The sequence below is a fragment of the Streptomyces sp. NRRL B-24572 genome, assembly GCF_002156145.1.
Taxonomy (GTDB): Bacteria; Actinomycetota; Actinomycetes; order Streptomycetales; family Streptomycetaceae; genus Streptomyces; species Streptomyces vietnamensis.
In genome coordinates this window covers 1-10137 of record NZ_MWIG01000463.1, presented here as the reverse complement: position 1 = coordinate 10137, position 10137 = coordinate 1, and the positions used below count along the sequence as shown (strand labels likewise).

Below are 10137 nucleotides of genomic sequence, written 5' to 3'. Positions count from 1 at the left end.
CCGGGCCTCGGTGAGCGGGGCCCGGCCGTACTCCTGGTACGCCCGCAGGAAGCAGGAGGTCTCGGCGATGTGCACCCAGGCGAGCAGTGCCGGATCCGAGGCCCGGTAGGGCACCCCGCCGGACGTCGTCCCGGTGACCCGGGCGTGCACCCCGCGCACCCGCGCGACCGCCCGCTCGGCGTCCTCCACCGGCCCGAACGTCGTCTCCGCCAAGAAGGTGCTGGTGCGCTGGAGGCGCCCCCAGGGGTCACCGCGGAATCCCGAGTGCGCCCATACGGCGGCCATGGCGACCGGGTGGAGGGACTGCAGGAGGAGCGCCGCGAGCCCTCCGACGTACATCGAGGCGTCCGCGTGCACGACCCGGATCGGCCGGTCCGGAGCGAACCAGCGTGGACCCGGCGTGTCGTGGATCCGGGCGCGCTTCCGATGGGCCGCGGGTCCGGCCACTCGCAGCAGCAGCGCTTCCCCGGCCCTTCCACGCAGCCTGTCGATCAGCACCAGGGACACGGGAACCGCCTCTTGCCTCACCTACCCGCCGCGCGGCGCGCCCATGCGGCACGGCCCCTGCCCGGGATGCGGGGCCACCGGTGTTCTCCGGTCAGGCGAAGGCGGCCGCCCCCGCGCGCATCCGGCACGCGAGGCAGCGCGGAACCACAGGGGTGGGAATGGGAAATCCAGACGCCGGCGGCGCGCTCGCGACCGGCGGCCGAGCAGGGAGGACGCGATGACCGTCGCCGTCGTTCTGTACACCTCCGACCTCCGGGTCCACGACCACCCGCCGCTGCGGGCCGCCCTCGAAGGGGCGCAGGAGGTGGTGCCGCTGTTCGTGCGCGACCGGGCCGTGGACCGGGCGGGCTTCGGGGCCCCCAACCGGCTGGCCTTCCTCGCGGACTGCCTGGTGGACCTCGACCGGGCGCTGAGGGAGCGGGGCGGCCGGCTCGTGGTGCGGGAGGGCGACACGGTGTCGGAGGTCAGGGCGGTGGTGCGGCAGACCGAGGCGGACGAGGTCCACCTGGCCGCCGGTGCGACGGCCTTCGCCCGGGCGCGGGAGGAGCGTCTGCGCAGGGTGCTGGAGGAGGACGGCTGCCGGCTGTACGTGCACGACGGCGTGGTGGACGTCGTGCCGCCCGGTGACGTGACCCCCCAGGGCTCGGACCACTTCGCGGTCTTCACGCCGTACCACCGGCGCTGGGCGGGCGAGCCGCTGCGGACACCCCTGGCCGCCCCCGGGGCGGTGCGCGTGCCGACGGGGGTGCGGTCGGAGCGGACGCCCCGGCGCTCCGGAATCGCGGACGTGTCGCCGGGCCTCGCCGTGGGCGGGGAGAGCGAGGGGCGCAAGCGGCTCTCCTCCTGGCTGACGGCGGACGGTGACGCGTACGAGCAGCGCCACGACGACCTGGCGGGCGACGCCACGTCGCGTCTCTCGCCGTACCTCCACTTCGGCGCCGTCTCCGCCCTGGAGGCCGTGCAGCGGGCCAGGAAGCGCGGCGGCGCCGGAGCGGACGCCTTCGTGCGCCAGCTGTGCTGGCGCGACTTCCACCGCCAGGTGCTCGCCGCCCGGCCCCGGGCGGCGAGCACTGACTACCGTCCGCGTCACGACCGCTGGCGCCGTGGCGCCGAGGCCGAGGCGGACCTGGCGGCGTGGCGCGAGGGACGGACCGGCTATCCCGTGGTCGACGCCGCCATGCGTCAGCTCGCCCACGAGGGCTGGATGCACAACCGCGGCCGGCTGCTCACCGCCTCCTTCCTCACCAAGACGCTGTACATCGACTGGCGCGAGGGCGCCCGCCACTTCCTCGACCTGCTGGTGGACGGCGACGTCGCGAACAACCAGCTCAACTGGCAGTGGGTGGCCGGCACGGGGACGGACAGTCGCCCCAACCGCGTCCTCAACCCGGTGCTCCAGGGCAAGCGGTACGACCCTGACGGCGCCTACGTCCGGCGTTGGGTGCCGGAGCTCGCGGACCTCGGCGGGCCGGCCGTCCACGAGCCCTGGCGCCTCTCCGGCCTCGATCGGGCCGCCTACGACTACCCGGACCCGCTGATCGAGCTCTCCGAAGGGCTGGCGCGCTTCCGACAGGGACGGGGGACCTCCTGAGCGGTGCCGCACCGCTTGGATTCCGATGCGGAAACGATGCGGGTTGAGGAGCAGGGGGCCGGCGCCGGAACGTGAGGACACGGAACCGACGAGGTTCCGCCGCACCGCCGCTCCGAGACCGGCGGTCGCACGCCCCGGTGGTCGCCCGCGCCACCGCCCGGAGGAGGAACCGCCATGACCGCGCCCCGGACGACCGGCCCCGGCGTGGGCACCGGCGTCCAGATCAAGGCCGACACCTGCGAGCACCCCGAGGCCTCCCTCACGCCCTCCTCGGCGGACGGCCCGTCGATCCGGGCGATCAAGGAGCGCGGGAAGCTGATCGTCGGCGTCGACCAGTCCAGCTACCGCTGGGGCTACCGGAACCCGGAGAAGGGCGTCCTGGAGGGCTTCGACATCGACCTGGCCCGGGCCGTCGCCGCCGACATCCTCGGCGACCCGGACGCGATCATCTTCCGGACCATCCCGACCAACCAGCGGATCGCCGCCCTGGACAGCGGCAAGGTCGACCTCGTCGTGCGCACCATGACGATCAACTGCAAGAGGATCGAGCAGGTCGCCTTCTCCACCGCCTACTTCCAGGCCGGACAGCAGGTCCTGGCGCCCAAGCTCGCCACGGGGATCACCGGCTACGACTCCTCTCTGCGCGGCAAGCGGGTCTGCACCGCCGAGGGCTCCACGGCCTACGACGCGCTGGCGGAGAACTCCTTCGGCGCGGTCTTCAAGGACGAGGGCGACGGCACCAAGGACGATCCGGACCTGCTGACCGTCCCCAACCAGCTGGACTGCCTGGCCCGGCTCCAGATGGGCGAGGTCGACGCCGTCGTCACCGACAACGCCCTCGCGGCCGGCCAGGCCGCGCAGGACCCGGCGGTCGAGCTCAAGGGCAAGCCGTTCACGAAGGAGTACTACGGGGTGGCGGCCAAGCTGGGCAACGACGACCTGGTGCGCCGGGTCAACCAGGTCCTGGTGGGCTACCGGCAGGGCCCCTGGCAGAAGGCGTACGAGAAGTGGTTGGAGAAGGACCTGCCCGGGATAGCGGGGCCGCCCGCCCCGCTGTACAAGTAGCCCGGTGCGCGCCCCCGAAGGAGTGACAACCCTGTACACGAAGCGGAAGAGGTGACCGATGGGCGTCACGGGACCCCCCGGGCCGGTGATGGACCGGGACGAGGTGGACCGTGCGCTGGCGCGGCTCGGCGCCGAGCACAAGGCGGTCGAGGACTCGCTCCTCGCACTCCAGGACCACGCGGGCCGCAGGCTGCTCGAAGGGGCCGAGCTGACCGGCACGACCCGGGACCGCTGGGCGGCCGCCGAGCGGACCATCACCCTGCTCTGGACCTGCTTCGACGTGTACACCGGCGCCCTGCGGGAGGCCCGTGAGCTGCGCGCGCGGCGCCGCTGGCCCGGCCGGGAGGAGCTCGTGGAGCTGACCGACCGGCTGCGCGGCGACACCGTGCTCGTGCCGGGCGGGGCCGCCGAGGGCGCCCTGCTCACCGAGCGGTTCAGCCTGGAGGGTCTCGTCCGGCGGATGAACGAGCTGTACGCCTCCTCGCTCGACCTGGTCGTCACCGCCGACGCCGTCTGGTCGGCGCTGCCCGCCCGGATAGACCTGCTCGCCGCCGAGCTGGGCCGGACGCGTTCGCTCGCCCACTCGGTCGGCGTGCGGCCCGGGGAGCATCCTGCGGGGGACGACCTGGAGGCCATCACGGCCGAGCTGACCGCGCTGCGGTCCCAGGTCGTGACCGACCCGCTGGCGTTCTGGCGCCCGGCGGCGGGGAGTTCGGCGCCCGGCGGGGGCCGCCCCGACACCGAGCGGTACGACCGGGCCGCCCTGGCCCTGGAGGACGTGCGGCGCGAGATCGAGGCGGTCCTCGCGGTCCGGCAGGACTCCGAGGACCGGCTGCTGCGGCTGCGGGACGTGCTCTCGCGGGCCGACCGGACGCTCGCCGAGGCGCGGTCGGCACGCGGCGAGGTCCTCGCGAAGATCGCCGCCTCCGAGGTGCCGGCCGTCAGCGGCCCGCCGATCGTGCTGCAGGAGCGGCTCGCGGCCGCCGCCGAGTACCGCAGGCGCGCCCAGTGGCACCGGCTCTCCCCGCTCCTGGAGTCCCTGGAGCGGGAGGCGGAGGACGAACTGCTGCGGGCCCGCGAGTCCTTGACGGCGGTCACCGCGCCGCTCGCGGTCCGGGCCGAGCTGCGCGGCCGGCTCGACGCGTACAAGGCGAAGGTGGCGCGGCTCGGCGCGGCGGAGGACCCGCTGCTCGTCGAGCGGTACGACGCGGCGCGCCGGATGCTGTGGAGCGCGCCCTGCGATCTGCGGGTCGCGGAGCAGGCGGTGCTGCGCTACCAGCAGGCGGTGGCGGACGTGCTGTCCGGGCCGCGGGACACGAGGGACGCGAGATACACGGGAGACACGGAAGGACGGCAGTGGTGAGCGGGGAGACGGGCGTGGGGAGCTGCCAGCGTCCTTCGTGCGAGGGTGCGTACGAGGACATGGGAGGCGGCGAGCTGTACTGCGACACCTGCGGGCTCGCCCCGGTCGTCGCGCCCGGAGGCATGATCGGGTCGACGCCGACCGGGATGGCCGTGCCGGGGAAGGGGACGGGCGTCGGGGGGCCGGACTCGAGCTCCTCGCGGAGCAGCTCCCGCGCCTCCTCGCGCGCCTCGTCCCGGTCCTCGACCTCGCGCCGGTCGGTCTCCGGGCGGCTCTCGCGCTCGCTCTCCGGTGGCTCGACGGGCCGTTCGGTGTCGGTGCGCAGTTCGGGCTCGTCGACCGGGCAGTCCGCCCGGAACCGGCTGGGCGCGGGTCTGGTGACGATCCCCGAGGTGCCGCGCCCCGACCCGCGGGCCGCGGTGATGGAGAACGCCGAGGTTCCCGAGCGGAAGCGTTTCTGCTCCCGTTCGGACTGCGGGGCCCCGGTGGGCCGTTCGCGGGGCGACCGGCCGGGCCGCACGGAGGGCTTCTGCACCTCGTGCGGGCACCCGTACTCCTTCGTGCCGAAGCTGCGGGCCGGGGACATCGTCCACGGCCAGTACGAGGTCGCGGGCTGCCTCGCGCACGGCGGGCTCGGCTGGATCTACCTCGCGGTCGACCGGGCCGTCTCCGACCGGTGGGTGGTCCTCAAGGGCCTGCTCGACACCGGCGACCAGGACGCGATGGCCGCGGCGATCTCCGAGCGCCGCTTCCTCGCCGAGATCGAGCACTCCAACATCGTCCGCATCTACAACTTCGTCGAGCACCTCGACCCGCGCACCGGCTCCATGGACGGCTACATCGTCATGGAGTACGTCGGCGGCAAGTCGCTCAAGGAGATCGCCAACGACCGGCGGACGCCCGACGGCCGGCGCGATCCGCTGCCGGTGGAGCAGGCCTGCGCGTACGGCATCGAGGCCCTGGAGGCGCTCGGGCACCTGCACAGCCGCAACCTGCTGTACTGCGACTTCAAGGTCGACAACGCCATACAGACCGAGGACCAGCTGAAGCTCATCGACATGGGCGCGGTCCGGCGGATGGACGACGACGAGTCCGCGATCTACGGCACGGTCGGTTACCAGGCGCCGGAGGTGGCCGAGGTCGGCCCGTCGGTGGCGAGCGACCTGTACACGGTGGCGCGGACGCTCGCCGTGATGACCTTCGACTTCCAGGGCTACACGAACGTCTTCGTGGACTCGCTGCCCGACCCGGAGCACATCGAGGTCTTCCGGACGTACGAGTCGTACTACCGCTTCCTCGTCCGCGCCACCGATCCGGACCCGGCCCGCCGGTTCTCCTCCGCGCAGGAGATGGCGGAGCAGCTGACGGGCGTGCTGCGCGAGGTCGTGGCGCTCCAGTCGGGGCGGCCGCGGCCGGCGCTCTCGACGCTGTTCGGCACGGAGGTGCGGGTCACGGACACCGCACTGTTCGCCGAACTGACGGAGGACGTGTCGCTGTTGGGCGCGCGGCGGGGACGCAGGCAGCGCGGGGCGAAGGCCGCGGGGGCGCTGCCCGCCGGCGCGGTTCCGGGCCAGGCGCCGCCCGCCGGACCCGGCGCGGTTCCGGGCCAGGCCCTGCCCGCCGCCGGGGCGGTCCCGGAGCAGGCCCTGACCGCCGGGGCGCCCTCGCCCGCCGGGCCCGGGCTCACCTCGGCGCTCGCGCCGCTCGACGCGCCCGCCACCGCGCTCGCGCTGCCCGTGCCGCGCGTCGACGCGAGCGACCCCAACGCCGGTTTCCTCGCCGGTCTCGCGGCCGCCGCGCCGGGCGAGCTCCTCGGGGCGCTCCAGGGCGCACCCGCGCCCTCCGCCGAGCTGCGGCTGCGCACCCTGCGGGCCCAGCTGGAGCTGGGCGATCTGCCCGCCGCCGCGCGGACCCTCGCCGGTCTGGAGGAGCGGGACCCGGACGACTGGCGGGTCGTCTGGTACCGGGGCGTCGCCTCCCTGGTGACCGGGGACCACGAGCACGCGGCCCTGGCCTTCGACGCGGTGTACGACGCCTTCCCCGGCGAACCGGCGCCGAAGCTGGCCCTCGGGATCTGCGCCGAGGTCCTCGGCCAGCTGGACAACGCCGCCGAGTACTACCGCCTGGTGTGGGCCACCGACCCGAGCTTCGTCAGCGCGGCCTTCGGGCTCGCCCGGGTGCGGCTCGCCGCGGGCGACCGCACCGGAGCCGTACAGGCCCTGGAGTCCGTACCGGAGGCGTCGATCCACTACACGGCGGCGCGGGTCGCGGCCGTGCGGGCGCGGCTGCGGCGGCGCCCGGCGCACGAGCCGCTCGGCGCCGACCTGACGGCGGCCGCGGCGCAGGTCTCCGCGCTCCAGGGCTTCGGTCTGGACCCGGTGCGCCGGGAGCGGCTTTCGACGGAGGTCCTCGGGACGGCCCTCGACTGGGTACTCTCCGGGAGTCCCGGTGCGGCACCGGGCGGCGGCGCGCTGCTGCTCGGAAGTGAACTGGACGAGCGCGGACTGCGCTTCGGCCTCGAACGCTCGTACCGGGTACTGGCCCGGCTCGCCCAGCGGGGCGAGGAGAGGATCGAACTGGTGGAGCGGGCCAACCGCTTCCGCCCCCGGACGTGGGTGTGAGGATGTCCCAGAAGCCGAAGCCGTCGCACGGACTCGCCGCCTGCCCGGGCTGCGCGGAGCCGCTGGACTCGGGTGACCGGTTCTGCGGGGCGTGCGGCTACGACCTGTCGGCCGCGCCGGCCGCCGAGGCCGGTCCCGACCGCCCGACCGTGGCGATCGGCACCCCCGTGACCTGGCCGGACGCCCCGCCCCGCGACCCCGGCTCGCTCTCGACGATGACCCAGCACCCGGGCGACCTCCCGGGCACCGACTCGGGCGGCCGCGACCTCCCGACGATGGAGGTCCGCACGGACGGGCCGGGGTCCCCCGCGCCCGTCACCCCCACGCCCGACGGCGACTTCGAGCTGGCCGCGCCCGACCCCCGCACCGCCGTACGGGTGGACCCGGCCCCCGCCTCCGCGCCCGCCGCCTCGATGTGCGTGGCCTGCCGGGCCGGGCGGGTGGACACCGACGGGTACTGCGAGAACTGCGGGCACGCGCAGCCGCGCGAGCGGGACCACATGGAGCGGGAGCTCGCCGGCGTGGCCGCCGTCAGCGACCGCGGGCTGCGCCACCACCGCAACGAGGACGCGTTCGCCGTCTCGTCGACCACCCTGCCCGACGGCTCCCCCGCCACCCTCGCGATCGTCTGCGACGGCGTCTCCTCGGCGACCCGTCCCGACGAGGCCTCCGCCGCCGCCGCGGAGGCGGCCGGCGCCTCGCTGCTCGCCGCGCTGCCCCGGGGCACGCACCCGCAGCAGGCGATGCACGAGGCGATCGTGGCCGCCGCCGAGGCCGTCAACTCCCTCGCGGAGGAGCCCGGTCAGGGCGGCTCGGAGCACGAGCCGCACCGCCACCGCAACGCCCCGGCCTGCACCATCGTCGGCTCCGTCGTCGCCGCGGGCCTGCTCGTCGTGGGCTGGGTCGGCGACAGCCGCGCCTACTGGGTGCCGGACGACCGCAGCGCCCCGCCCGCCCGGCTCACCGAGGACGACTCGTGGGCCGCGCAGATGGTCGCGGCGGGCCTGATGAACGAGGCCGAGGCGTACGCGGACGAGCGCGCCCACGCGATCACCGGCTGGCTCGGCGCCGACTCGTACGAACTGGACCCGCACACGGCCGCGTTCAAGCCGGACCGTTCCGGCGTGGTGGTGGTCTGCACGGACGGCCTGTGGAACTACGCGGAGGCCGCGGAGGACATGGCCCGGATCGTCCCTGCGGACGCCACGGACCGCCTGCTGGGCGCCGCGCAGGTCCTCGTCGGCCACGCCCTGGACGGCGGAGGCCACGACAACATCACGGTCGCGCTCGTCCCGTTCACCGTCACTCCTCAAGGGGCAGGATCCGCCTGAGAGCGGTCGCCGATCCCCGTCCCCTTCACCGTTGTTGCGTCTGTCGCGTAGGAGCCGAAAACAGATGGCGAACTTCTCCAAGCCGACCGTGCCCCAGTTCTCGGTGGACGTCTACCAGAACGAGTTCCTGCCGGAGGGCGGCCGGGACGTCAGCGCGATCGTCACGGTCACCTCGACCGGGGGCGGCACCACCGGCGGGTTCGCGGGCAGCGGGCCGGCCGGTGTCGTGATCATGGTCGACTGCTCCGGCTCGATGGACTACCCCGCCACCAAGATGCGCGGCGCGCGGGAGGCGACCGCCGCCGCCGTCGACACCCTGCGGGACGGCACGCACTTCGCCGTCGTCGCCGGGACGCACGTGGCGAAGGAGGTCTACCCGGGGAACGGCGGTCTCGCCGTCGCCGACGCCCGGACCCGCGCCGAGGCCAAGGAGGCGCTGCGCCGGCTCTCCGCGGGCGGCGGCACGGCGATCGGCACCTGGCTGCGTCTCGCGGACCGGCTGCTCTCCTCCACCGCGCTCACCATCCGGCACGGCATCCTGCTCACCGACGGCCGCAACGAGCACGAGTCCCCGGAGGAGCTGCGGGCCGCGCTCGACGCCTGCGCGGGCCGGTTCACCTGCGACGCGCGCGGGGTCGGCACGGACTGGGAGGTCAAGGAGGTCACCGGGATCGCCTCGGCGCTCCTCGGCACCGCCGACATCGTCGCCGATCCGGCCGGGCTCGCCGCCGACTTCACGGCGATGATGGAGCACGCGATGGGCAAGGGCGTGGCGGACGTCGCGCTGCGCCTGTGGACCCCGGTCGGGGTCGAGATCATGTTCGTGAAGCAGGTGGCGCCGGCGGTCGAGGACCTGACCGGGCGGCGTACGGAGGCCGGGCCGCGCGCCGGGGACTACCCGACGGGCTCGTGGGGCAGTGAGTCCCGCGACTACCACGTGAGCGTGCGGGTCCCGCAGGCGGCGGTCGGCCAGGAGATGCTCGCCGCCCGCGTCTCCCTGATCGCCCCGGATCCGATGGGCGGCGATCCGCGCCCGCTGTCTCAAGGACTGGTACGGGCCGTGTGGACGGACGACCTCGCGATGTCGACGTCGATCAACCCGCAGGTCGCGCACTACACGGGCCAGGCCGAGCTGGCGGACGCCATCCAGCAGGGTCTGGATGCCCGCAAATCGGGCGATCGCGACGGCGCGACGGCCAAACTGGGCCGTGCCGTGCAGCTCGCGGCGGCCTCCGGCAACGCGGATACCGCGAAACTGCTTTCGAAGGTGGTCGACGTCGTCGACGCGGCGACCGGTACTGTGCGTTTGAAGGCGAAGGTCGCGGAAGCGGACGAGATGACACTCGAGACCCGTTCCACCAAGACCGTTCGCGTCAAGAGGTAGCCCGGCCACCGGGCCGGACGACGAGAGGGGGAAGCACCGACATGCCGACCTGCCCGAACGGACACCAGTCGGTCTCCGACGACTGGTGCGAGGTCTGCGGCCATCGCATGGCCGGGGCGGGTGCGCCGACGGGTGCCGTACCGCCGCCTCCCCCGCCGCCGCCCCCCGCGTACGGATACCCCGGCCCGGCCGGCCCCGGCCAGGCCCCGCAGGGCCCGCCGCCGGGCGCCCCCGGCGGCCCCGGTGCTCCTCAGGGTGCCCCCGGCGCCTACAAC

General features: G+C 74.7%; 7 protein-coding genes and 1 pseudogene. 7 read left to right on the top strand and 1 reads right to left on the bottom strand.

Annotated elements, in window-relative coordinates; all coding sequences use genetic code 11:
* Positions 1-507 (bottom strand): oxygenase MpaB family protein (locus CCN56_RS26400; protein ID WP_143664630.1); only part of this gene is annotated, 507 nt, incomplete at its 3' end.
* Between the two features lie 217 nt (positions 508-724).
* On the opposite strand from CCN56_RS26400, the gene CCN56_RS26395 reads away from it, so the two are divergent.
* From CCN56_RS26395 to CCN56_RS44900, 7 genes and pseudogenes are all read left to right on the top strand, one after another.
* Complete coding sequence (locus CCN56_RS26395) at positions 725-2098, top strand: deoxyribodipyrimidine photo-lyase (RefSeq protein WP_086830468.1); 1374 nt, start codon at positions 725-727, stop codon at positions 2096-2098.
* A gap of 174 nt (positions 2099-2272) precedes the next feature.
* Positions 2273-3163: a glutamate ABC transporter substrate-binding protein gene (locus CCN56_RS26390; protein ID WP_256962151.1), complete on the top strand. Its 891-nt coding sequence runs from the start codon at positions 2273-2275 to the stop codon at positions 3161-3163.
* 58 nt (positions 3164-3221) lie between these two features.
* Entirely contained in the window at positions 3222-4526 is a 1305-nt protein-coding gene (locus CCN56_RS26385; RefSeq protein WP_086830467.1) for a hypothetical protein, read from the top strand.
* Between the two features lie 59 nt (positions 4527-4585).
* The gene (locus CCN56_RS26380) at positions 4586-7147 is read left to right on the top strand and encodes a serine/threonine-protein kinase (protein WP_179199990.1); all 2562 of its coding nucleotides are present in this window, start codon (positions 4586-4588) and stop codon (positions 7145-7147) included.
* Positions 7148-7149: 2 nt separating this feature from the next.
* The gene (locus CCN56_RS26375) at positions 7150-8478 is read left to right on the top strand and encodes a PP2C family serine/threonine-protein phosphatase (protein WP_179199989.1); all 1329 of its coding nucleotides are present in this window, start codon (positions 7150-7152) and stop codon (positions 8476-8478) included.
* A 64-nt stretch (positions 8479-8542) separates the two neighbouring features.
* Positions 8543-9862, top strand: a complete 1320-nt coding sequence (locus CCN56_RS26370) for a VWA domain-containing protein (protein WP_086830465.1) — start codon at positions 8543-8545, stop codon at positions 9860-9862.
* Between the two features lie 41 nt (positions 9863-9903).
* A pseudogene (locus tag CCN56_RS44900) lies at positions 9904-10137 on the top strand (forkhead-associated protein); the annotation flags it as partial.

What these genes read in the sequence shown, in the direction of transcription:
- CCN56_RS26395 (WP_086830468.1), top strand. Translation starts at nt 725, where the DNA reads ATGACCGTCGCCGTCGTTCTGTACACCTCCGACCTCCGGGTCCACGAC.
- CCN56_RS26390 (WP_256962151.1), top strand. Translation starts at nt 2,273, where the DNA reads ATGACCGCGCCCCGGACGACCGGCCCCGGCGTGGGCACCGGCGTCCAG.
- CCN56_RS26385 (WP_086830467.1), top strand. Translation starts at nt 3,222, where the DNA reads ATGGGCGTCACGGGACCCCCCGGGCCGGTGATGGACCGGGACGAGGTG.
- CCN56_RS26380 (WP_179199990.1), top strand. Translation starts at nt 4,586, where the DNA reads ATGGGAGGCGGCGAGCTGTACTGCGACACCTGCGGGCTCGCCCCGGTC.
- CCN56_RS26375 (WP_179199989.1), top strand. Translation starts at nt 7,150, where the DNA reads ATGTCCCAGAAGCCGAAGCCGTCGCACGGACTCGCCGCCTGCCCGGGC.
- CCN56_RS26370 (WP_086830465.1), top strand. Translation starts at nt 8,543, where the DNA reads ATGGCGAACTTCTCCAAGCCGACCGTGCCCCAGTTCTCGGTGGACGTC.